This is a genomic window from Streptomyces sp. NPDC058221 (assembly GCF_042882365.1).
Lineage (GTDB): Bacteria > Actinomycetota > Actinomycetes > Streptomycetales > Streptomycetaceae > Streptomyces.
Genome location: NZ_JBHVWF010000010.1, coordinates 25,184 through 47,119, shown reverse-complemented (window position 1 = coordinate 47,119; position 21,936 = coordinate 25,184). Strand labels below are relative to the sequence as shown.

Below are 21,936 nucleotides of genomic sequence, written 5' to 3'. Positions count from 1 at the left end.
CTACCTCTTGTCGCTGGTCATGTGGCGCATAAGGACCTCCTGGGTGGCCTGCGCGCGCGGGACTTCGCCGGTGAGACGGCCGGCCGCCATGGTGTAGATGCGGTCGCACATGCCGAGGAGCTCGGGGAGTTCGGAGGAGATGAGCACGACGGCCTTCCCCTCGGCGGCGAGCCGGTCGATGACGGTGTAGATCTCGTACTTCGCGCCGACGTCGATCCCGCGGGTGGGTTCGTCGAGGATGAGGACGTCCGGACCTGCGAAGATCCATTTGCTGAGGACGACCTTCTGCTGGTTGCCGCCGGAGAGCCGGCCCGCCTGCTCGAAGACTGTGGGGGTCTTGATGTTCATGGAGGTGCGGTACGACTCGGCGACACGGGTCTCCTCGTGCTCGTCGACGATCCCGCGCCGCGAGACCTTGCCCAGGGCACCGAGGCTGATGTTGCGGCCGATGGTGTCGATGAGGTTCAGGCCGTACTGCTTGCGGTCCTCGGTGACGTAGGCGATCTTGTGGCGGACCGCCTCGGAAACGCTGCGAGTGCGGATCTCCTTGCCGTCCTTGAGGACCGTGCCGCTGATGTTGCGCCCGTAGCTGCGGCCGAAGACGCTCATGGCGAGCTCGGTGCGGCCTGCACCCATCAGCCCGGCGATGCCGACGACCTCGCCGCGCCCGGCCCGGACGGAGACGCGGTCGACCACCTTGCGGTGCTGGTCGATCGGGTGATGCACGGTCCAGTCGCGGATCTCCAGTGCTGGATGGGCTTCCGGATCCCCCTCGTACGGAGTGCGCACGGGGAAGCGGCGGTCCAGCTCGCGGCCGACCATGCCCCGGATGATGCGGGCCTCGGTGGTTGACTCGTCGTGCACGTCGAGGGTTTCGACAGTCCGGCCATCGCGCAGGACGGTGACGGAGTCGGCGACCGCGGCGATCTCGCCGAGCTTGTGCGAGATGATGATCGACGAGATGCCCTGACCCTTGAGTTCCTTGATGAGGGTGATGAGCTGGGCACTGTCCTCGTCGTTCAAGGCGGCGGTCGGCTCGTCGAGGATCAGGAGCTCGACCTTCTTGGACAGTGCCTTGGCGATTTCGACGAGCTGCTGCTTCCCGACACCGATGTCCGCGACCCTGGTCTGCGGCTTCTCGTGCAGGCCTACCCGGTCGAGGAGGGCCGCGGTGTGGCGCAAGGTCTCGTTCCAGCTGATGAAGCCGCGTGGGGCGTGCTCGTTGCCGAGGAAGATGTTCTCCGCGATGGAGAGGTACGGCACCAGGGCGAGTTCCTGGTGGATGATCACGATGCCGCGCGCCTCGCTCGCCCGGATGTCCTTGAACGCGCAGCCCTCACCCCGGAACCGGATCTCGCCCTCGTAGCTGCCATGCGGATGCACTCCGCTGAGGACCTTCATCAGGGTCGACTTCCCGGCGCCGTTCTCCCCACAGATCGCGTGCACCTCGCCCTCGGTAACGGTCAGGGAAACGTCGGAGAGCGCCTTGACACCGGGGAACGTCTTGACGATGGACCGCATTTCCAGGACCGGCGCGGGGGCCGGGCCCGCCGTCGGCACCGTCATCGGAGGTCGCTCTCCTTGACGAAGCCGGAATCGACCAGCTCGGCACGGTAGTTGGACTTGTCGACGCTCACCGGGTCGAGCAGGAAGGAGGGCACGACCTTCTTCTCGTTGTCGTACGTCGTGGTGTCGTTGACCTCGGGCTTCTTGTCGTTCAGTACGGCATCCGCCATCTGGACCGCTTGCTTGGCCAGGGCGCGGAAGTCCTTGTAGACGGTCTGCGTCTGCTGCCCCGCGATGATCGATTTCACCGAGGCGACCTCGGCGTCCTGGCCGGTGACGACGGGGTACGGCTTGGAAGCGGTGCCGTAACCGTCCGACTTCAGCGCCGAGATGACGCCGATCGAGATGCCGTCGTACGGGGAGAGCACGGCATCGACTTCGGTGGAGGAGTAGGCGCTGGTCAGCAGGTTGTCCATGCGCTTCTGGGCCGTTCCGCCGTCCCAGCGGAGCGTGGTGATCTGGTTGAGCTTCGTCTGCTTGCTGCGGACGACCAACTGCTTCTTGTCCATGTACGGCTTGAGGACCTTCAAGGCGCCCTGGAAGAAGTAGCGCGTGTTGTTGTCGTCCGAGGATCCGGCGAACAGCTCGATGTTGAACGGACCCTTCTTGCTGCCCGACTTCAGACCGAGCTTGTCGACGATGTAGCCGGCCTGGAGTTCACCGACCTTCTCGTTGTCGAAGGAGGCGTAGTAGTCGACGTCCGGTGTGCCGAGTAGGAGCCGGTCGTACGAGATGACCTTGATGCCCTGCTCCCCCGCCTGGTGCAGTACGTCGCTCAGCGCGCGGCCGTCGATGGCGGCGACGACGAGGACGTCCACCCCCTTGGTGATCATGTTCTCGATCTGGGACACCTGCTGGTCGACGTCGTCCTCGCCGTACTGCAGATTCGTCTTGTAGCCGAGCTTCTTGAATTCGGCGGCCATGTTCTTGCCGTCGGCTATCCAGCGTTCGGACGACTTGGTCGGCATGGCGATTCCGATGGTGGAGCCCTTGCCGCCCGCCTTCTTCTCCTTGCTGCCGCCGTCGCCGCTCTGGCCGCAGGCGGCGAGGGTGGCGGAAAGGGCGAGGGCGGTGAGGACCGTGACGGTCCGTGCGGCGCGCGGGAAACTCGCGGTGGGTGAGGTGCGCATGTCGATCCTCCGGGTGCGAGGGGAACGGCTGGGCGGGCCGAGTGCCCCTCATCGGGCGTTCGGTATATCGGACACGGTTCGGATAGCTGGGCAACGGAAAGCACTCACGAGGCAGCCGCCTCCGGCCATTCCCTGTGGCCGCCAAGGTGGCTGCGCGCAGGGTGTCAGCCAATGCGCTGTTCGAAATTTCGTCGTTCGTTCGAAATGCTGGCGTGACGGTAGTGAGAGGTCGGGACGGGTGTCAATGGTTCGCACAGGCACGGACGGTGCGAACCCGGGAGGGGGACGACTTTCGGCCGCCCGGGCCGACGGCCCAACCGACGCAAAGAACAGGCCGGTTCACCCTCGCGCCACCGGGTTGCCGGCCTGGGTGAACCGAGGCGTCGCGGCGCCTTGGCGCCGGGTCAGCGGGCCTGGCTGATCGCAGTGCGAAGCATCGCCACCGTGGTCGCCGCCGCCGCACGTTCGGCGTCGTCGTTGGTGGCACGCACCCGCTCCTCCAGCAGCACCACAGCCGCCTGGAGCACGCCGACGCGCACCGGAACGCTCTGCATCGCGGTCAGGACCGCCGCTGCCTGTTCGGCCGGCGTCGCAGTCGCGGCCTGCGGAATGAGGGTGGAGATACCGCGCCCGAGCGCACGGTCACGAGGCGGCTGAGCCGCGGCTGTGGTCACCGCAGAAGTCTGCCGCACGGGACGGGCCGAATCGGTCAGCGACCTGGCCGCCGCGGCGCGTTGTCGTCCTGGACATGGTCGTACACACGCCGCAACAGGCCTGCCAGCTGTGTGCGTTCCGCGCCGGTCAGGGGTGCGAGCAGATCGTTCTGGACGGTGAACGCCTCGGCATGGAGCCGGTCGAGGAGCGCGCGTCCGGCCGGACCGACGGTGACTGTGACGCGGCGCCGGTCGGCGGTGTCGCGTGCCCGCTCGACGAGTCCGGCCACGGCCAGATCGTCCACGATCTTCACGATGTCGCTCCGGTCGACGGCCAGCCGGTCCGCGAGCTCCCGTTGCACATGAGGGCCGAAGTCGACCAATGCCGCCAGCACGGCCATGTGCCAGAGACGCAGTCCGCGCGCGGTCAGCCGCTCGGCCAGCCGGCCGCGGGCCACTTTGCCGGTCCTGGACATCAGATAGGTCGTGAGCCCCAGGAGGCTGGGCGGGGTCTCGTTCATGTTCATCACGTATATTGTAGGGCTTCACCAATGATAGGTACGCACCTACTGATGGAGCCGTCATGGACGCCCTGCACCCCCGCCTGCTGGTCGGCGGGTTCGCGGAATGCTTCCGCTTCTACGACGCCGTGCTGCCCGGCCTGATCGGAGCCGTGCGGGCGAGCGGGAGCGAGTCCGGCCCGTACGCGCACTGGGACGTGGACGGCCAGGGCGCGCTGGTGCTGTTCGACCGCAACGCGATGGCGGCGGTCGCGGGCACCTCCGAGCTCTCCGCCGGGGCGCCGCCTTCGCAGGACCGGTCGATGTTCGTCTGCCGGGTCGCGGACGTCGATGCCGGGCTGGCCCATTGTCTGGCTCACGGAGCGGCTCCCGTTGCGGGGGCGTGCGACCGGCCCGAGTGGGGCCCCGGGCTCCGCACCGCCCATGTACGGGATCCCGAGGGCCACCTCATCGAGTTGCAGTCCTACTGACCGGGCGCGCGGCGGAGCACGCGGCTCGGCGATCATGCCGGAGCGCCGCCGAGGTCGAAGACGAGGCGCCCCGACACCTTCCCCTCGAGGACTTCGTCGATCGCGGTGTTGATGTCCGCCAGGTCCCGGCTCTCGCGGACCACGCGAGTGCGGCCGAGCCGGTGCAGTCCGGAAGACCTCGGCCAGGTCCTCGCGGGTCCCGACGATCGAGCCGGCGACCTTCGTGCCGTTCAGCACCGTGTCGAAGACCGGGAGTTCCGGTTTCCCCTCCGCAGGGATTGCCACCAGAACGAGGGTGCCGCCCCGGCGCAGCGCACCGTGGGCCGCGCCGAACGACTCGTTGCTCACCGCGAGCGAGATCGCCGCGTCGGCGCCGCCGAGGCGGTGGGTCTCCTCGGCGCGACGTCCTGGATCCGGGCGTCGATGACGTGGTCGACGCCCAGCTCCCTGGCGAGAGCCCGCTTCTCGTCGGTGACGTCGACGGCGACGGTCCCGGCGCCGAAGATCCGCGCGTACTGGAGGGCGAGGTGCCGCGGCCCGCCGATGCCGGAGACAAGAGCGCGGGTACCCGGACGCGCGCCGGAGAGTCTCACCGCCTTGTATGTGGTGACGCCGGCGCAGGTCAGGGGCGCCGCGTCCAGCGGGTCGATGCCGTCGGGCACGCGAACCACGTAGGTGCCGTGGGCGAGTGCGTACTCCGCATGACTGCCGTCCACCGAGTAGCCGCTGTTCTGCTGCCCCATGCAGTGCGTCTCCCAGCCGGAGACGCAGTGTCCGCAGGCCTCACCGAGCCAGGGGATGGCGTCTCGGCCGGGCACACACGCCTCGAAACAGAATATTTCCGGTGGCTGGTTCTCGCCCCCTCTCAGCCTCGGCCCCGTTGCTATCCCCTCGCCCAGGTGTGCATCGCCGACCGCGAGGAGAAGTCCGCCACGTCCTTGTCCAGGGGGTGGTCGGTGTGCTGGTGGATGCGCCAGGACGCCTTGATGCGGGGCTTGCCCGCGGTGACGTAGTCGGCGATCCACAGACCGTCCCCGGCGTACGACGTGGTGTCGTGATTCAGCCAGAAGTAGCGGTTGCAGTACAGCAGAACGCGGTGGTGCGGCCGCAGTCGTTTGACCTCGCGGATGAACTGGTCCTTCTCGGCATTGCTCGCCCTGGTGCCCTCGCCGTTCTGCTCCCAGTCGACGGCGAGCAGCTCCCCCGCCTTCTCCGGCGCCTTGCTCAGGAAGTACGCCGCCTGCGCCTTGATGTTCCCGGGCCACAGGAAGTGGTAGAAGCCGACCACGCATTCCGCGTCCCGTGCGCGCTTCGTCTGGTCGGACAGATGCGGATTGACGTACGAACGCCCTTCGGTGGCCTTGATGAGGACGAAGTCCAGTCCGTCCGTGTCGAAGGACGACTGGTAGGAACTGACATCGACACCATGGAGCATGGGCACCGCCTTCAAATGGTCTGCACGATTCCGCTTTCTCCCCGTTAAGTGCCCCCGACTCGCGGGTCCCATCCGCCGAAGTGGCAGAGGAATCGTTTCACCCTCACCCGGAATAGGTCCGGGCAGGAGCGAGTTGGTGAACCGGCAGGGCCCACTCACGCAATTCAGGCACCTTCGGAAGGTCGGATCCATGAAGATCGGCATCATCGGGGCAGGCAACATCGGCGGCAACCTCACCCGACGCCTGGCCGCACTGGGACACGAGGTGTCCGTCGCCAACTCCCGCGGTCCCGAGACACTCGCCGCGCTGGCCGAGGAGACCGGCGCCACCGCGGTCACGGCGGCGGAGGCCGCCCGGGACGCCCGCGTCGTGATCGTCACCATTCCGCTGAAGGCTGTTCCCGCACTCCCCGCCGGCTTCCTCGACGCCGCTGCGCAGGATGCCGCGGTCATCGACACCGGCAACTACTACCCACAGCGTGACGGCCGCATCGCCGCCATCGAGGAGGGCCTTCCGGAGAGCCGCTGGACGGAGCAGCAGATCGGCCACCCCGTCATCAAGGCGTTCAACGGGACGTATGCGCAGGACATCATCACCCACGGCCGCCCCAGCGGCACCGCGGACCGGCAGGCCCTTCCGGTGGCCGGTGACGACGCGGCCGCCAAGCGGACGGTCCTGGAGCTGATCGACGAGCTGGGATTCGACACCGTGGACGCGGGCGGCCTCGACACATCCTGGCGCCAGCAGCCGGGGACGCCGGTGTACGGCAACCGGGGTGACACGGCTGCCATCGAGAAGGCCCTGGACTCTGCGTCTCCCGAGCGGACCGCCGAGTGGCGGGCCTGAGGCCCGAGGCCTGACGCCCCGGCCCGGAGCCCGGGCCGGGGCGTGTGGTGGCGGGGCGGGGCCGGCGACTCAGTCGTCGAAAGCGGTGCTCCGGCTGAGCTTCTCCCAGGTCAGCACCTCGACGCGGGAGGCGTCGAGGCTGGTGAGGACCGCGTCCGTGGCATCGTCACCCAGCGGCAGCCGCAGCGGGGTGTCTTCAGCGGCCAGTGCGGTCAGGATCGCTGCCGCCGCCTTGTCCGGGTCGCCCTCCTGCTTGCCGTCCGAGCCGGGCAGATCGGCGCGCACGGGGCCGACGGTCTTCTCGTAGGCGACGAGCGGAGCGGCCTGGTGCAGGGCGCCTCCCCCGGCGAAGCCGGTCCGGAACGAACCGGGCTCGACGATCAGCACCTTGATCCCGTGCGGGGCGACCTCGGCGGCGAGCGCCTCGGACAGGCCCTCCAGGGCGAACTTCGTCGCCGAGTAGGCGCCGACGCCGGGGAAGGTGAAGCGGCCGCCCATGCTGCTCATCTGGACCACGGCGCCGGAGCCATTGCGGCGCATGTGCGGCAGTACGGCGCGCACGAGGGCGGCCGGCCCGAAGAAGTGCAGGTCCATCAGATCGCGCAGCTCGCGGTCGCTGGTCTCCTCGACGGCGCCGACCATCCCCATACCGGCGTTGTTGACCACGACGTCGATCCGCCCGTGCCAGAGCACGGTGTCCGCGACGACATCCGCGATGCGCGCCGAGTCGGTGACGTCCAGCTGGACCGCGACGGCGCGGTCGGGGTGGGCGGCGACGAGGTCGTCGAGCGTCTCCGGCCTGCGGGCCGTGGCCACGACGGTGTCGCCGGCGGCCAGCGCGGCGGAGGCGATGGCCCGGCCGAATCCGGAGGAGGCCCCGGTGATCAGCCAGACGCGGCCGGCTGCTTCACCGCCGGCAGGTGCGCTGTGTCCGGCGTTCGTGCTGTGCTCGGCGTTCATGCCTGACTCCATGTGTCCAGCGGGCTGTTGTGGTGACTCCGTTATGCCATCGGGCTCCGCGGGCGGTCCAGGACAGAGATTTTTTCGATCGATAAAGCCGCCTTATGATCGCTGGATGGAGCTGCGTCAGCTGCACTACCTCACTGTGATTGCCGAGGAGGAGAACCTCGGGCGGGCCGCCCGTCGGCTGTTCGTCAGCCAGCCCGCCCTCTCCTACGCCCTCAAGAGCCTGGAGTCGGAGCTGGGGGTGCGGCTATTCGACCGGCATGCCGGTGGTGTCTCGGCCACCGCTGCGGGGCGTGATGTGATCGCGGAGGCGCTGCTCACCGTGCGTCAGTCCGAGCGTGTTTCGGCGGCGGCGGAGCGGCACACCCGAGGCGAGGCCGGTGTCCTTCGGGTGGGTTTCGAGGCGAGCGGTGCGGGCGAACTCACCACGCTCGCCCGCGCGGAGTTCGCCCGGCGCCACCCGGGGGTGCGGGTGGCGCCCAAGCGCTATGACTGGGGACAGGAGGCCGACGCGCTGCGCGAGGGCCTCGCCGATGTCGCCTTCGTCTGGCTGCCCAACGATCTGAGCGGGCTGCGCAGCGAGCTCGTGCACAGCGAGCCGCGTGTCGTGGGGCTGCCCTGCGGGCATCCGCTGGCGGGCCGTTCGGGCATCTCGGTGCTCGAAGTGGGCGACGAGCCGCTGATGTGGACGCAGCGCGCGCCGCGGGGGTGGGTGGACTGGTGGGCGGTCAACCCCAGGCCGGACGGTTCGAGTCCGAACTGGGGCCCGACCAACGACAACGTCGAGGAGATGCTGGAGCAGGTGGCGGAGGGCTCCTCCGTCTGCTTCGCTCCCCTGAGCATGGCCCGCTACTACGCGCGGCCGGACCTCTCCTGGGTCCCGTTGACCGATGTGGAACCGCTCCGGGTGGTGCTCGCCTGGGTGGAGGGCAAGGACACCGCGCTGGTGCGGGGCTTCGCCGAGGTGGTACGGGAACTCGCCACGGCGGCGGATCCGCCGGCCGGCTGACCGGCCGCTACCCCGCGTCGTCGGAACGGGCCGGCAGGCTGTCCATGAAGGAGCTGACGGAGAACACCGCGCGCCCCGGCCCCGGCGGACCGTAGCCGGGAGGCTCGCTGAGCCCGTACTCCTCCATCGTCGAGCGATAGGCGTCCAGCAGCCGGATGTGGTACTCCAGCGGCGCTCCGTCCGGGTTGGTCTTGCCCAGCGGGGTGGTGGGCTCGGGGCACCAGGTGGTGAAGCGGGGCGTGATGCCGTGCGACATGAAGAACCGCAGGCCCTCGGTGGTGGATTCGATGGCTTCCTTCACCGTGGTGAAGCCGAAGGGCTCGGCCATCTCCACGCCCGCGACGAAGTTGGGAATGACGTTGCGGGCTCCGAAGACCTCGGCGGAGTCCAGGATGCGGCGGTGCCATTCGTCGCGCCCGACGTAACGCTCCTTGCCGGGGCAGTACAGCTCGAACAGCCGGGGGTCCCACACCTCGTAGTTGGGGTGGTAGATCTGCACGCCGTAGTCGTGGAACCGCTGCACGTCGGCCTTGGGAAGGGCCTGGGCGACGACCTTGCCGATCCAGCGGCCGGGGAAGCGCTCCTCGATGGCCTTGGCGTAATGGCCGTAGAAGTCCGCCTCGTCCCGTCCGCCGATGTGCGAGGTGATGGCACCGCCGGTGAGGGTGTAGGCCGTGGACGTCTTCGCGGTGTCGTACCGGTCGATGATGGCGAGTGCCTCAAGGACCTCCTCGACCGGCTTCACTCCGGTGTACGGGCGTCCCGCGGCCTTGTGCTGGCGCCAGTTGTGGTTGATGTCGCAGTACTGGCACTCCTCCTTCGCACCGAAGTACTGGCAGACGCGAAAGACCGTCAGATACACGAGGTAGCCCCACTGGATGGTGGGCGCCACCTCCATCACGGACTTGCCGTTCTCCAGCGTGTGCCGGTAGTAGTCCGGCATCGGGGGAAGCCCGACGTCGGAGATCCGCCTGCCGTCGAGGTACAGCCCGAGCACGCCGTCGGCGTCGGCCGCGACCCGGTAGGGGGACGCCGGGTTCACCCGCACGGAGACGACGGTGCGCCTCAGCTCGTACGGTCCTCCGGTGAGAACGATCTCCTCCGGCGGCCGGCGCAGGGCGGCCGCCCCCAGCTCGGGCAGGGTGCCGTGGTCGAAGGAGAAGATGAAGTACGACTTCGGCTTGACGTCACCGCCCTCGTTGTCGCTGAGCGCGGACTCGTCGAAGGCAAGCCCGCCGCGCAGCAGGTCCTCCTTGATGACGGCTTCCCGCGGCACATGCGGGAACTGCTCCATGAGCCGTTCGATCAGGCGGGTGCGGCTCGCGTCGGCACGGGCGGGCTCGGTGCGGCTGGGGTCTGTGCGGCTGGGCATGTGCGGGGCTCCTCGGTCCGGTTGTCGTAGGTGTTCCGGATGCCAACTGTGCAACGAACCACGGACGCGAAGCGTTCTCGATCCCGCGCACCGGCTGCCGGACGGGCGCGGCGGGCGCCCGCCGCCGCAGCCTAAGTGACCGGTGAGTAGGGTGTGGGGCCCGGGGAGCCCGTCGGCCGTGCGGTCGGCCCGACGCCCGGTGCCTGCCGGAGCCGGCCGCGGATCGGAGTGCTCATGCCCCGCACCATGTCCGTGTCGGACAGCACCGTGGTTTCCGCAGCGCCGTCGGCCGTGTACGCACAGGTCAGCGACCCTACGGCGATGGGCCGGTGGAGTCCGGAGAACCGGGGGGCGAAGGTGCTCGGGGAACGCCGGGACGCGTACGTCGGCATGGTCTTCGAGGGGCGCAACAAGCGCGGGAGGATGCGCTGGACGACCCGCTGCACGGTGATCGCGGCCGATCCGGGCGAGCGGTTCGCCTTCCGGGTCCACGCGATCGGTGCCCGGCGGCCGCGGCTGCCCGGCGCCATCGCCACCTGGGAGTACCGGTTCGAGGCCGCGGACACCGGTACGAAGGTGACCGAGACCTGGACCGACGACCGCCGTGCCTGGCCCGACTTCCTGGCCAACGCCTTCGACCGGGTGGCCACCCGGGGGCACACCTTCGCCGACTTCCAGCGCGGCAACATCCGCACCACCCTCCAGCGGCTCAAGGCGGCACTGGAGGCTCCGTCGGCCGGGGACGCGCCCGGGGCGTGACCGCTCGGGCGGCCTCAACGCTCCCAGTGCGTGGGGCGGCTGAGCGCCCCGGGGAGCCGGGTGGCTCCGTTTCCCCGGGCGGCATTGAGCTGTGACTGTGTCAGGAAGAGCGCTCCGGTCAGATCGGCGCCGGACAGGTCCGCGTCCCGGAAGTCGGCGCCGATGAGGTCGGCGAGCCGGAGATCGGCGCCGCTGAGGTCCGCCGCGATGAGGTAGGCGCCGCGCAGATCGGCCCCGCGCAGATCCGCTTCCCCGAGGCGGGCGCCGATGAGGTCGGCACCGCGATGGTTTCGCTTCTTCCTGCGGGGCGCGGTGGCGCGTACGAGTTCGCTGATGCGCGACAGCAGGGCGGCGACCTCTTCCCGGTGTGCCGCGACGTCCAGGTCCGCGAAGGCGTCCGCGTCGAGGCGGGTGAGGCGTTCGGTCGCGTCGAGGGTGCGGCCGATCTCACCGTGGAGGGGCCGGGCCGGCGCCAGGGCGGCCGCCTCCGTCAGATACCAGAGCAGCTCGTGGAGCTGGCGCATGACCGGGAAGACCTCGAACATCTGCTGAGCGCTCTCGGGGGCTCTGCGCCAGTCCTGCCCGCCGAAGGTCTCCCGCGAGACCTTCTGGCCGGCGCCGAAGCAGTCGTAGACGGTGCAGCCCGGAAAGCCCTCGGTACGCAGTTCGGTGTGGATACCGCACCGGAAGTCGTCCTGAAGGTTGCGGCAGGGTTTACCGGCGTCCTTGTTGATGGCGAAGTCCGCGGACCGGGTCAGGGTCAGTGCGACACAGCACAGCCCGAAGCAGTTCCCGCAGTCGGCGCGCAGGGCGGCACGGCCGGTCCCGTCCGCATGGTCGGTGCCGGGGGCTCGGTCGTTGTCGGGCACGGTGCCTGGGTCCTTTGATGTGCGGGGTCCATGAAGGGTCGAGCCTACCGAGCTTCACGACGGCCCCTGTCCGCGCGGCCCAGCTCCACGGCTCGCCCGAGGGCCGGAACCGGCGAACGGGCCCCCTCCCCCTCGGGACGTCTGGTCCGCGCGCGACAATGGTGGGTAATACATCTTTATGGGAGGTGGCCACCATCGTGGCGAACGCACCAGTCGACAGCATCCCGGCCGGCCGGGTACTGACGGATCCGGCGGGCCTGGCCCGGTACCAGCACGACGAGGCCGAGTGGGCCCCGTACGGGATGCCGCTCGCGGTGGTGCGCCCGCAGAGCACCGACGAGGTGCGGGAGGTGGTGCGGCACTGTCTCGCCCACCGCATTCCGCTGGTGCCGCGCGGCGCGGGCACCGGTCTGTCCGGTGGCGCGAACGCCGTCGACGGGGCGATCATCCTGTCGTTCGAGGACATGAACCGGATCGTCGGCATCGACGCCGCCGAACGGCTGGCCGTGGTCCAGCCCGGTGTCGTCAACGACGACCTCCGGGCGGCCTGTGCGGAGCACGGGCTGTGGTACCCGCCTGACCCGGCCAGCTCCCCGTGGTCCACCATCGGCGGAAACGTCGCGACGAACGCCGGCGGCATGTGCTGCGTCAAGTACGGCGTGACACGCGACTACGTACTGGGCCTCGAAGTGGTCAACGGGCTCGGCGAAGTCGTCTCCCTGGGCCGCCGGACCGCGAAGGGTGTGGCCGGCTACGACCTGGCCGGGCTGATGGTGGGCTCCGAGGGCACGCTCGGGGTGATCACGGAGATCACCGTGCGGCTGCGCCCGGCACGGCTCCAGGAGCGCACGGTGGCGGGCTACTTCTCGTCGGTGGTCTCCGCCGGTGAGGCGGTGAGCGCCGTGACCGCGTCCGGCGTCATCCCGTCCGCGCTGGAACTGGTCGACCGCCACTGCCTCGCCGCCGTCGACGCCTGGAAGAAGATGGGGCTGTCCGCTGACGCGGACGTGGTGCTGCTGGGCCGGGTCGACACCCCGGGGGCCGAGGGCGACGCCGAGGCCGAACTCATCCGGGAGTGCTTCGAGCGGGCCGGCGCGACCTGGGCCGCGGTCTCCACCGACCAGCAGGAGGCCGATGCCCTGTTCCAGGCCAGGCGACTGGCCTATCCGGCACTGGAGCGGCTCGGCCCGGTCCTGACGGAGGACGTCTGCGTACCTCGGACCGCGGTCCCGGAGATGCTCGCCCGGATCGAACAGACGGCGGCCCGGCACGACATCCTGGTCGCCAACATCGCCCATGCCGGGGACGGCAACCTGCACCCCCTGATCATCACGCCGCCCGGGGACGAGGCGGCTCGGACGCGCGCCCAGTCCGCCTTCGAGGACATCCTGGACGACGCCATCGCGCTCGGCGGAACCGTCACGGGCGAACACGGGGTCGGTCTGCTGAAGATGCGCGGCATGGACAAGGAGCTGGGATCCGCTGTGCTCGGCATGCACCACGCGGTGAAGGCGGCGCTCGATCCGCACGGCATCCTGAACCCGGGCAAGGTGCTCGCAGGCGGCGCCTGACCCGACCGCCCGCCACGGGGCCTGATTGTCAGTGCGGCGGCGCACACTGGCAGCCGAGGCGCACGGGCGAGAGGGGAACACCGATGGGCGGCGAGCAGGAGACCGGCTTCGAACCGGCCACCGGGGAGGGGCCGCCGCCCCCGGGGCCGGCGGAGAACCGTGCCGCGGCAGTACGGACCGCGTTCACCGGGATGCTGCAGATACGGCGGCTGACCAACTCCGGACCCGCCGCCCCGGAGGCCGTACCGGCCGCGTGGGAACTGCACAGGCCGGTACGGGCCGTCGCGCTCGCACTGGAGGCGGCGGGACTGGCCGCGTCCGCCGTTGACGCGTCGGGGCGGCGGACGGCGACGGGGTACCGGGTGGAGCCCGCCGCACCGCCGGGCAGCGTCCGGGTCGAGTGGCTGGGCCCTCCGGGCAGCGGTGCGGCACACGAGGAGGACGGTGAGCTGGCCCGGTGCGCGGCGGCGCTGAGCGAGCTGGGCTGGATCGCGCTGCTCTACCGCGGGCCGCGCCGGCGCAGGTTCCTGGAGGTCGAGCCGCCGGCCGGTCCGCGTCGGCCGGACGGCCCACAGTGACCGCGTCGGGGGCCGTCGCCGAAGGATGTTGTCAGACCCATGGGGGATGCTGGTGGATCCGACACCTCTGACCTGGAGATGCTGAGATGCGCAATGACGAACTCGCCGCGGCGCAGGCGTACGTCCGTTTACTGGAGGCCACCCGGGCCGCCCTCTCCGACCCCGACGACACCCCTCTCTACATGCCGTTGCTCGCCGCACCGATCGAGGAGGCCGACGGCGCGCTGCGGCAGGCCGGGCTCTCGGGCAACGAGTCCCGGTTCTTCGACCTGGTCCGCTCCCTCCAGCCGAGCCTGTCGGGCAGCGGGCACTGACCCGATCCGCGCAGCAGGCGCGGACGCGGCTCGGCACATCTCCGGTCCGGGGCCGCCGGGTGCGGCTCCGGACCCGCCCGTCTCCGGGTCTTGACGGGATCCGCCGATGCCGGGGACCATGTCCGAGGCGTGGCCTACGCCTCACCTCCCCCGGCCGTCCCCAGCTCGGCCTGTCACGGAGGCAAAGGGACTTCCTGTCTCAGGTCGCTGTCGTGGTCCGATCGTCTCGGGTGTGGTCGCTGGGGGCTCGCGCCCGTGGCGTGGAAGGCCAGATGACAGCCCACAGGAATCTCAAGCGCCGGGTGCGCGCCCGCGCAGCCAAGACCGGCCAGTCCTATACGACTGCCCTCCGGCATTTCCGTTCGGCTCCCAGAGGAGACGTCATGCCGGAAGAGAACTGCGTACGTTTGGCCGTGGCCCAGACCACTGTCCGTGAGAACCCTCGCTGCAGCACCGAGCTGAGAGACAGCTGCGCCGAGGTACGGAGCCTGATGCGCGAAGCCCGGGCGGCCGGGGCGAGGGTGGTGCAGTTCCCCGAGGGGGCCACCTGCTCCCCGGACAAGCGGCTGCTGTCCGCCGACGGTCCCGACGAGGCCGGCCCAGCCGACTGGAGCAGGTTCCGGTGGGACGTACTCGGGGAGGAGCTGTCCCTGACGGCCCGTCTGGCGCGGGAGCTGGGACTGTGGACCGTGCTCGGTTCGGTGCACCGGCTCACCGCACCCAACCGCCCGCACAACAGCCTGTACGTCATCTCGGACCGTGGCGCCGTGGCGACCCGCTACGACGAACGCATGCTGTCGCACACGAAGGTCTCGTACATGTATGCACCCGGGTCGGTTCCGGTCACCTTCGAGGTCGACGGGGTCCGGTTCGGCTGCGCGCTCGGCATGGAAGCTCACTTCCCTGAGCTCTTCGGCGCATACGAACGGCTCGACGTCGACTGCGTGTTGTTCTCGACCACGGGCGGAGCCACGGGAGGCGGAACGGGCTTCGCCACCGAGACGCGGGCACACGCGGCGACGAACCGGTACTGGACCGGTTTCGCCGTACCTGCCCAGCTCGGCGGTGAGGCGCCGGCGGGGGTCATCGGCCCGGACGGCGAATGGGCAGCCCGCTGCCCGGGAGACGGGAGGCCTTCGCTGGCCGTCGCCGACCTGGGCCCGCAGGACCCCGCCAGCGCTCTGGCCAGGCCCTGGCGGCGCAAGGCGCGGGCCGGCCTTTACGACGGGCACCTGGTCGAAGACGCCCGCAGCGACGACCGCACCGCCTTCTAGAAGCGGCCTTTCCGGCCGCATGACCCCGCCTGGCCTGGCCGGGGATGCCCGGCCAGGCCAGGTCCGTCTTCGGCCGGGTCGCCCCGATCCGTGGTGAATTGATTCAAACCAAAGAAGAAGACAGACGAGCTGCTTGACTAGTCGTCGCCGCCAAACCTAGCGTACGTTCCAGCTGAAACGATTCACATCGTCCTGACGGCTGCGGTCGCCGGATGACTCTGCTTACGAGGTGTTCATGTCTGATGTGTCGGCCGTCAAGGCAGCTCTGAAGTCTCAGGTGATCGAGACTCCTTCGTGGGGTTACGGCAACTCCGGGACGCGTTTCAAGGTGTTCGCGCAGCCGGGGGTGCCGCGCGACCCGTTCGAGAAGATGGAGGACGCGGCGCAGGTCCATGGCTTCACCGGGGTCGCGCCGAAGGTGTCGTTGCACATTCCCTGGGACAAGGTGACCGACTACGCGGCACTGACCCGGCACGCCGAGGGCCTCGGGCTGCAGATCGGCGCGATCAACTCCAACGTCTTCCAGGACGACGACTTCAAGCTGGGATCGGTCACCCACCCGGAGCCGTCGGTCCGTCGCAAGGCGACGGACCATCTGCTGGAGTGCGTCGACGTGATGGACGAGACCGGCTCGCCCGATCTCAAGCTGTGGTTCTCCGACGGCACGAACTACCCCGGCCAGGACGACATCGTCGCCCGCCAGGACCGGCTGGCCGAGGCGCTGGCCGAGGTGTACGAGCGGCTGGGCGACGACCAGCGGATGCTGCTCGAGTACAAGCTCTTCGAGCCGGCCTTCTACACCACGGACGTGCCGGACTGGGGCACGGCGTACGCGCACTGCCTGAAGCTCGGCCCGAAGGCCCAGGTCGTCGTGGACACCGGTCATCACGCCCCGGGCACGAACATCGAGTTCATCGTGGCGCTCCTGCTCCGGGAGAAGAAGCTCGGTGCGTTCGACTTCAACTCCCGCTTCTACGCGGACGACGACCTGATGGCCGGCGCCGCCGACCCCTTCCAGCTGTTCCGGATCATGCACGAAGTGGTCAAGAACGGTGGTCTCAGGTCCGAGACGAACGTCAACTTCATGCTCGACCAGTGCCACAACATCGAGGCCAAGATCCCCGCGGTCATCCGGTCGGTCGCCAATGTGCAGGAGGCGACAGCCAAGGCACTCCTGGTGGATGCCGACGCGCTCGGCGCCGCCCAGAAGTCCGGCGATGTGCTCGCCTCGAACGCCGTCCTGATGGATGCGTACAACACCGACGTGCGGCCGCTGCTCGCCGAGGTGCGTGAGGAGCAGGGGCTGGCCCGTGACCCGTTCGCGGCGTACCTGGCCTCCGGCAACCAGGAACGCATCGCAGCCGCCCGGGTGGGCGGCACACAAGCGGGCTGGGGCGCCTGACCCGCTGTCCGCCCCCGTCGTCCACGCACCTCTCACCCCGAAGGAACCCTTATGACGTCCGCGACGCACGCCGAGGTCGCAGCGCTCCTGGAGCGCGCGCACCGGCTCGGCTCCGACCCCCGCAACACCAATTACGCCGGCGGCAACACCTCGGTGAAGGCCGTCGGTGCCGATCCGGTGACCGGCGGCGGGACCGAGCTGCTCTGGGTCAAGGGTTCCGGGGGTGACCTCGGCACGCTGACGGAGACGGGGCTCGCGGTGCTCCGCCTGGACCGGGTGCGCGCCCTCAAGGAGGTGTACCCGGGCGTCGAACGCGAGGACGAGATGGTGGCAGCCTTCGACTTCTGCCTGCACGGCAAGGGCGGGGCCGCTCCCTCCATCGACACCGCCATGCACGCCCTGGTGGAGGCGGCGCACGTGGACCACCTGCATCCGGATTCGGGGATCGCCCTCGCGTGCGCGGCCGACGGCGAGAAGCTGACTGCCGAGTGCTTCGGCGACAAGGTCGCGTGGGTGGGCTGGCGCCGGCCGGGGTTCCAGCTCGGTCTGGACATCGCGGCCGTGAAGGAGGCCAACCCGCAGGCGGTGGGCGTGGTTCTGGGCGGTCACGGGATCACCGCCTGGGGCGAGACGTCCGACGCGTGCGAAGAGAACGCCCTGTGGATGATCCGTACCGCCGAGACCTTCCTCCAGGAACACGGCAGGACCGAGCCCTTCGGTCCCGTCCTGCAGGACCGGGCGGCCCTGCCCGCGGAGCTGCGCCGGGAACGGGCCGCCGCGCTCGCCCCGTTGATCCGCGGTCTTGCCTCCACCGACCGCCCGCAGGTGGGGCACTTCACTGACGCCGAACCGGTGCTCGACTTCCTGTCCCGCGCCGAGCACCCGCGCCTCGCCGCGCTGGGCACCTCGTGCCCTGACCACTTCCTCCGTACGAAGGTCAGCCCGCTCGTCCTCGACCTTCCCTCCGATACGCCGGTGGCCGAGGCAGAGGCCCGGCTGAAGGAGCTGCACGAGGAGTACCGCGAGGCCTACCGCGCCTACTACGAGCGGCACGCCGCTCCCGGCTCCCCCGCCATGCGCGGTGCGGATCCGGCGATCGTGCTGGTACCCGGAGTGGGCATGTTCTCCTTCGGGAAGGACAAGCAGACCGCCCGCGTCGCCGGGGAGTTCTACCTCAACGCCATCAACGTGATGCGCGGTGCGGAGGCCGTCTCGTCCTACGCACCGATCGAGGAGTCCGAGAAGTTCCGGATCGAGTACTGGGATCTCGAGGAGGCCAAGCTGCGCCGGATGCCGAAGGCGAAGCCGCTGGCCACCCGGGTCGCGCTGGTCACCGGTGCGGGCTCGGGCATCGGGAAGGCCATCGCGCACCGGCTGGCCGCCGAGGGCGCGTGTGTGGTCGTCGCGGACCTGAACGCGGAGAACGCCGCGGCGGTCGCCGAGGACCTCGGCGGGGCCGACCGGGCCGTCGCGGTGACGGTCGACGTGACCAGTGAGGAGCAGATCGCCGAGGCGTTCCGGGCCGCCGTGCTCGCCTTCGGCGGTGTGGACCTCGTCGTGAACAACGCGGGGATCTCCATCTCCAAGCCCCTGCTGGAGACCACGGCGCGCGACTGGGACCTGCAGCACGACATCATGGCGCGCGGCTCCTTCCTCGTGTCGCGAGAGGCGGCCCGGGTGATGCAGGCCCAGGGCCTCGGTGGCGACCTCGTCTACATCGCCTCCAAGAACGCCGTGTTCGCGGGTCCGAACAACATCGCGTACTCGGCAACCAAGGCCGACCAGGCCCACCAGGTGCGACTGCTGGCGGCGGAGCTCGGCGAGCACGGGATCCGGGTCAACGGCATCAACCCGGACGGTGTGGTGCGGGGTTCGGGTATCTTCGCCGCGGGCTGGGGTGCCCAGCGGGCGGCGACGTACGGCATCGAGGAGGAGAAGCTCGGCGAGTTCTACGCCCAGCGGACGCTGCTCAAGCGCGAGGTGCTGCCCGAACACGTCGCCAACGCGGTGTTCGCGCTGACCGGTGGCGACCTCACGCACACCACCGGTCTGCACATCCCTGTCGACGCCGGTGTGGCGGCGGCCTTCCTGCGATGACCCGGACACGTACCCCATGGCTGTGAACTCATTGGACAACCCGGCGCGCGATGCCGTCTTCGCCGCCGTGGACCTCGGTGCGACCAGCGGCCGGGTGATGACGGGGAGGGTCGGTCCGGGCACGCTGGTGCTGACCGAGGCGCATCGGTTCGCGAACACTCCGGTGCGGCTGCCGGACGGTCTCCACTGGGACGTACTGGCCCTGTACCAGGGAATCCTGGACGGGCTGCGGGCGGCCGGGCGCAGTGGCCCGCCGGCCTCCATCGGCATCGACACCTGGGCGGTGGACTACGGACTGCTGGATGCCGACGGGGCGCTGCTCGGCGTGCCGTTCCACTACCGGGACGGGCGCAACAACGGGATGTCGGAGCGGCTGCCGGACGGCTGCGGTGCGGCCGAACTGTATGCGGTCACCGGGTTGCAGCATCTGCCGTTCAACACGGTGTTCCAGTTGCTGGCGCACCGTGCCACGGTGCAGTGGGAGTCGGCTCGGACACTGCTGCTGATGCCCGATCTGCTGGTGCACTGGCTGACGGGGTCGGTGGGCGCGGAGATCACGAACGCGTCGACGACCGGGCTGTTCGACGCGCGCAGCGGTGGCTGGTCGGACGAGCTGATCGGGCGGCTGGGGCTGGCGCGTTCGCTGTTCCCGCCGTTGCGTGAGCCGGGCGATCCGGCGGGAAAGCTGCTGGCGCATGTCGCCGATGCCACCGGTCTTCCGGCCGGGACGCCGGTGACGACCGTCGCCTCGCACGACACGGCGTCGGCGGTCGCGGCGGTTCCGGCGACGCAGCCGGACTTCGCGTACATCTCGTGCGGGACATGGTCGCTGGCCGGTCTGGAACTGGACGCTCCGGTGCTGTCCGAGGAGTCCCGGGCGGCGAACTTCACCAACGAGCGCGGGGTCGACGGCACCGTCCGGTATCTCCGCAACATCATGGGCATGTGGCTGCTGGAGGAGTGCCGCCGGGTGTGGGACCGCGAGGGGCCGGCCCTGGGTCTGGCCGGGCTGCTGGCCGACGCGGCCGCGGCAGGGCCGTTCGCCGCGGTCATCGACCCCGATGACGAGGCGTTCCTCGCACCGGGTGACATGCCGTCCCGGATCGACGCGTACCTGCGGCGGACGGGACAGACTCCGCCGGGCACTCGCGGCGGGTACGTGCGATGTGTGCTGGAGAGCCTCGCGCTGGCCCATCGCAGGACGCTGCGGCGGGCCGCCGAGCTGGCGGGCCGAGAGCCGACCCGGATCCATCTGGTCGGCGGCGGCTCCCGCAACGAGCTGCTGTGCCAGTGGACCGCCGATGCGAGCGGGCTACCGGTGACGGCGGGGCCGGCCGAGGCCACGGCGCTCGGCAACATCCTGCTGCAGGCCCGCACCCACGGCCTGGTGGGCGACCTCGCCGGCCTGCGCCGGCTCGTCGCCAGTACCCAGGAGTTGCGGCACTACGAACCGCGGGGCGACGGGCGGGACTGGGACCGGGCGGAGGCCCGGATCGGCGCGGGTCCCGTCCCCGCGGATGTCTGACCGGGACCGGGCCGTGCGGACACAGACGCGGGCCGGATTCCCCGGCCCGGTCCTGCCCCCCTTGCCGGCCGGCACCCGGAAATTGCTTACGAGGAAAGGAAATCCTGATGTCTGACGACCGCGCGGCCGAACCCGGCAGCCCCCTTGTGCGGACGCCCCGCCGCCGGACCCGGGTGGGTCTGGTCTCGGGCGGGCTCGGTGCGTACTGGCCGCAGTTCCCCGGACTTCTCGAACAGTTGCAGGAGTCCGCCCGGTTCGTGACCGCACGGTTCGAGGACATGGGCTGCGAGGTGGTCGACGCGGGGTTCGTCTCCGACCCGCAGGAGTCGGCCCGGGCCGCGGAGCAGCTGCGCCGGGCCGACTGCGATCTGGTGGTGACATTCCTGACGACGTATCTCACCGCCTCGATGGTGCTGCCGGTCGCCCAGCGCACCCACACACCCGTGCTGGTGATCGACCTCCAGCCGACCGAGGCCATGGACCACGCGAACACCGGCACGGGTGAGTGGCTGGCGTACTGCGGTCAGTGTCCGCTGCCGGAGGTCGCGAACGTGTTCCGGCGCAGCGGCATCCCGTTCCGCTCGGTCTCGGGCCATCTGCGCGACGAGAACGCCTGGGGCAGGATCCGGCGCTGGATCTCGGCCGCCGGGGTGCGTGGCGCCCTGCGTCACGGGCGCCACGGGCTGATGGGGCATCTGTACCCGGGCATGCTCGACGTCTCCACCGACATGACGCTGGTCTCCACCCAGCTGGGCGGCCATGTCGAGGTCCTGGAGTTCGACGATCTGCGGGTCAGGGTCGCGGCCGTGACGGACGGGGAGACCGCCGAACGGGTCGCGCTGGCTCGTGAGGTCTTCACTCTGGACGGTTCCGTGGACGAGGACGACCTCGCCTGGGCGGCCCGTGTATCGGTCGGTCTCGACCGGCTTGTGGAGGATTTCTCCCTGGACAGCCTGGCCTACTACCACCGGGGGCTGGAGGGCGAGATCCACGAGCGGCTGGGTGCGGGCATGATCCTCGGCGCCTCGCTCCTGACCGCCCGTGGGGTGCCGATGGCCGGTGAGTACGAGCTGCGCACCAGCCTGGCGATGCTGATCGCCGACACCATGGGCGCCGGGGGTTCGTTCACCGAACTGCAGGCGCTCAACTTCCGCGACCGGGTCGTGGAGATGGGTCACGACGGCCCCGCGCATCTGGCCATCAGCGCGAAGGACCCCCTGCTGCGCGGCCTGGGTGTATACCACGGCAAGCGCGGCTGGGGGGTCAGCGTCGAGTTCGACGTCACCCACGGGCCGGTCACCACCTTCGGTGTGGGGCAGGAGGCCGACGGCTCCTTCGTTCTGATCGCGTCCGAGGGCGAGGTCGTGCCCGGTCCCCTGCTGGAGATCGGCAACACCACCTCCCGGGTCGACTTCGGCTTCGATCCCGGTGAATGGGTCGATGCCTGGTCCGCCACGGGAATCGGGCACCACTGGACGCTGTGCACCGGTCACCGTGCCAAGGACTTCCGGGCCGCGGCGGACCTTCTGGGTCTCCCGTTCCGTACGGTGACCGGGCCCAACGCCCTCTGACGCAGGC

Annotated in this window: 20 protein-coding genes and 1 pseudogene; 12 read left to right on the top strand and 9 right to left on the bottom strand. The window is 70.0% G+C overall.

Features of this window, described 5'->3' with window-relative positions; genetic code table 11:
* From mmsA to ACFVW8_RS05725, 4 genes are all read right to left on the bottom strand, one after another.
* Entirely contained in the window at window positions 1-1,566 is a 1,566-nt protein-coding gene (gene mmsA, locus ACFVW8_RS05740; RefSeq protein WP_389686383.1) for a multiple monosaccharide ABC transporter ATP-binding protein, read from the bottom strand.
* Window positions 1,563-2,696 (bottom strand): multiple monosaccharide ABC transporter substrate-binding protein, encoded by a 1,134-nt coding sequence (gene chvE / locus ACFVW8_RS05735; protein WP_389686381.1) that lies wholly within the window; start codon window positions 2,694-2,696, stop codon window positions 1,563-1,565. The genes mmsA and chvE overlap by 4 nt, the downstream gene beginning before the upstream one ends.
* 404 nt (window positions 2,697-3,100) lie before the next feature.
* Entirely contained in the window at window positions 3,101-3,370 is a 270-nt protein-coding gene (locus ACFVW8_RS05730) for a hypothetical protein (RefSeq protein ID WP_024489358.1), read from the bottom strand.
* Between the two features lie 35 nt (window positions 3,371-3,405).
* Entirely contained in the window at window positions 3,406-3,876 is a 471-nt protein-coding gene (locus ACFVW8_RS05725; RefSeq protein WP_389686379.1) for a MarR family winged helix-turn-helix transcriptional regulator, read from the bottom strand.
* 56 nt (window positions 3,877-3,932) lie between these two features.
* Between ACFVW8_RS05725 and ACFVW8_RS05720 the strand changes: the two genes are divergently transcribed.
* On the top strand, window positions 3,933-4,340 hold the full coding sequence (locus ACFVW8_RS05720; RefSeq protein WP_389686377.1) for a VOC family protein: 408 nt from the start codon (window positions 3,933-3,935) through the stop codon (window positions 4,338-4,340).
* 32 nt (window positions 4,341-4,372) lie between these two features.
* Here the strand turns inward: ACFVW8_RS05720 and ACFVW8_RS05715 are convergent.
* Window positions 4,373-5,317 (bottom strand): annotated as a pseudogene (locus ACFVW8_RS05715) (zinc-binding dehydrogenase).
* Window positions 5,224-5,775 (bottom strand): GH25 family lysozyme, encoded by a 552-nt coding sequence (locus tag ACFVW8_RS05710; RefSeq protein ID WP_389686375.1) that lies wholly within the window; start codon window positions 5,773-5,775, stop codon window positions 5,224-5,226. The pseudogene ACFVW8_RS05715 and the gene ACFVW8_RS05710 overlap by 94 nt, the downstream one beginning before the upstream one ends.
* Here ACFVW8_RS05710 and ACFVW8_RS05705 point away from each other — a divergent pair.
* The gene (locus ACFVW8_RS05705; protein WP_389686373.1) at window positions 5,774-6,622 is read left to right on the top strand and encodes an NADPH-dependent F420 reductase; all 849 of its coding nucleotides are present in this window, start codon (window positions 5,774-5,776) and stop codon (window positions 6,620-6,622) included. The two genes, ACFVW8_RS05710 and ACFVW8_RS05705, sit on opposite strands and share 2 nt — an antisense overlap.
* A gap of 69 nt (window positions 6,623-6,691) precedes the next feature.
* Here the strand turns inward: ACFVW8_RS05705 and ACFVW8_RS05700 are convergent, their stop codons facing one another.
* Entirely contained in the window at window positions 6,692-7,582 is an 891-nt protein-coding gene (locus ACFVW8_RS05700; protein WP_389686371.1) for an oxidoreductase, read from the bottom strand.
* Window positions 7,583-7,697: 115 nt separating this feature from the next.
* On the opposite strand from ACFVW8_RS05700, the gene ACFVW8_RS05695 reads away from it, so the two are divergent.
* Window positions 7,698-8,597: a LysR family transcriptional regulator gene (locus tag ACFVW8_RS05695; RefSeq protein ID WP_389686369.1), complete on the top strand. Its 900-nt coding sequence runs from the start codon at window positions 7,698-7,700 to the stop codon at window positions 8,595-8,597.
* Window positions 8,598-8,604: 7 nt separating this feature from the next.
* Here the strand turns inward: ACFVW8_RS05695 and ACFVW8_RS05690 are convergent, their stop codons facing one another.
* Window positions 8,605-9,969 carry a radical SAM protein gene (locus tag ACFVW8_RS05690; RefSeq protein WP_389686367.1) on the bottom strand — a complete coding sequence of 455 codons (1,365 nt, stop codon included), beginning with the start codon at window positions 9,967-9,969 and terminating at the stop codon, window positions 8,605-8,607.
* 234 nt (window positions 9,970-10,203) lie between these two features.
* Between ACFVW8_RS05690 and ACFVW8_RS05685 the strand changes: the two genes are divergently transcribed.
* Window positions 10,204-10,728: an SRPBCC family protein gene (locus tag ACFVW8_RS05685; protein WP_389686365.1), complete on the top strand. Its 525-nt coding sequence runs from the start codon at window positions 10,204-10,206 to the stop codon at window positions 10,726-10,728.
* A 14-nt stretch (window positions 10,729-10,742) separates the two neighbouring features.
* On the opposite strand, the gene ACFVW8_RS05680 is transcribed toward ACFVW8_RS05685, so the two are convergent.
* On the bottom strand, window positions 10,743-11,597 hold the full coding sequence (locus tag ACFVW8_RS05680) for a pentapeptide repeat-containing protein (protein ID WP_389686363.1): 855 nt from the start codon (window positions 11,595-11,597) through the stop codon (window positions 10,743-10,745).
* A 197-nt stretch (window positions 11,598-11,794) separates the two neighbouring features.
* Between ACFVW8_RS05680 and ACFVW8_RS05675 the strand changes: the two genes are divergently transcribed.
* The 8 genes from ACFVW8_RS05675 to ACFVW8_RS05640 all read left to right on the top strand — a co-directional run bounded on the left by ACFVW8_RS05675 (window position 11,795) and on the right by ACFVW8_RS05640 (window position 21,929).
* Window positions 11,795-13,168 carry an FAD-binding oxidoreductase gene (locus ACFVW8_RS05675; protein WP_389686361.1) on the top strand — a complete coding sequence of 458 codons (1,374 nt, stop codon included), beginning with the start codon at window positions 11,795-11,797 and terminating at the stop codon, window positions 13,166-13,168.
* Window positions 13,169-13,251: 83 nt separating this feature from the next.
* Window positions 13,252-13,746, top strand: coding sequence for a hypothetical protein (locus ACFVW8_RS05670; protein WP_389686359.1), 495 nt, complete (start codon window positions 13,252-13,254; stop codon window positions 13,744-13,746).
* An 86-nt stretch (window positions 13,747-13,832) separates the two neighbouring features.
* The gene (locus tag ACFVW8_RS05665; RefSeq protein WP_389686357.1) at window positions 13,833-14,060 is read left to right on the top strand and encodes a hypothetical protein; all 228 of its coding nucleotides are present in this window, start codon (window positions 13,833-13,835) and stop codon (window positions 14,058-14,060) included.
* Window positions 14,061-14,443: 383 nt separating this feature from the next.
* Window positions 14,444-15,334, top strand: a complete 891-nt coding sequence (locus tag ACFVW8_RS05660; RefSeq protein ID WP_389686355.1) for a carbon-nitrogen hydrolase family protein — start codon at window positions 14,444-14,446, stop codon at window positions 15,332-15,334.
* A 235-nt stretch (window positions 15,335-15,569) separates the two neighbouring features.
* On the top strand, window positions 15,570-16,736 hold the full coding sequence (gene rhaI / locus ACFVW8_RS05655) for an L-rhamnose isomerase (protein ID WP_389686353.1): 1,167 nt from the start codon (window positions 15,570-15,572) through the stop codon (window positions 16,734-16,736).
* Window positions 16,737-16,787: 51 nt separating this feature from the next.
* Window positions 16,788-18,833: a bifunctional aldolase/short-chain dehydrogenase gene (locus tag ACFVW8_RS05650; protein WP_389686351.1), complete on the top strand. Its 2,046-nt coding sequence runs from the start codon at window positions 16,788-16,790 to the stop codon at window positions 18,831-18,833.
* 22 nt (window positions 18,834-18,855) lie between these two features.
* Window positions 18,856-20,358 (top strand): rhamnulokinase family protein, encoded by a 1,503-nt coding sequence (locus ACFVW8_RS05645; RefSeq protein WP_389686349.1) that lies wholly within the window; start codon window positions 18,856-18,858, stop codon window positions 20,356-20,358.
* 107 nt (window positions 20,359-20,465) lie between these two features.
* Window positions 20,466-21,929, top strand: a complete 1,464-nt coding sequence (locus ACFVW8_RS05640; protein WP_389686347.1) for an arabinose isomerase — start codon at window positions 20,466-20,468, stop codon at window positions 21,927-21,929.
* Window positions 21,930-21,936: the final 7 nt, after the last annotated feature.